The sequence below is a fragment of the Aphanothece microscopica RSMan92 genome (genome assembly GCF_046613545.2).
Taxonomy (GTDB): Bacteria; Cyanobacteriota; Cyanobacteriia; order PCC-6307; family Cyanobiaceae; genus NIES-981.
In genome coordinates this window covers 1-538 of the sequence record NZ_JBKKKY020000395.1, presented here as the reverse complement: position 1 = coordinate 538, position 538 = coordinate 1, and the positions used below count along the sequence as shown (strand labels likewise).

The 538-nt window shown below is 59.1% G+C and carries 1 protein-coding gene; it reads right to left on the bottom strand.

From position 1 onward, the window contains the following. A partial coding sequence (locus tag ACLD7X_RS18195) for a hypothetical protein (RefSeq protein WP_411425094.1) occupies nt 1–496 on the bottom strand: 496 nt, incomplete at its 3' end. Nucleotides 497–538 lie beyond the last annotated feature (42 nt).

The following is a 538-nucleotide window of genomic DNA, read 5'->3' as shown; positions in this document are numbered from 1 at the left end:
CGAAGGTCTCTTCGAACCCCACGTCCAGACAGCCTTGTCCATCTGGTTCAGATCCATAAAGCGCTTCACCAGCTGCCTCGGAGAGGTTGGCTCTCAACGCTGACCTGCGTACATCGGCGGCCCGGGCGGCGTCCGTCTCCGGCGGCCTGGCGTAGCCCATGTTCTGAGCATCGGACATGGATCCTATTCCGTAGCGGCGAGTCATAGCACTGAATCTCGGTTCGCTGGCAGGTAGCGGCTCATAGTCGAACCCGAGTCGTGCCATGTATGCACTGATCGCCTCCTGAGGAGCATGATCTATCGCCGCAACTTCGGCCTCCGAAGGCGCCAAAGCGTCTAGCGGGAGAATCAGTTGGTACACATCCGGATTCTCGAATCCGTACTTGCCCTCGAGGGGCTCGAGTTCGGATACGTCAGTAGAGTATTCACCGTTGCGCTGCCCCTGACTCGCACAACCAGACATCGCAGATAGCGCAATGGCGAGCACACTGGCCATCCGCAAGTGAAGGCATCGACGTCTACATCTCGAACACGGCCG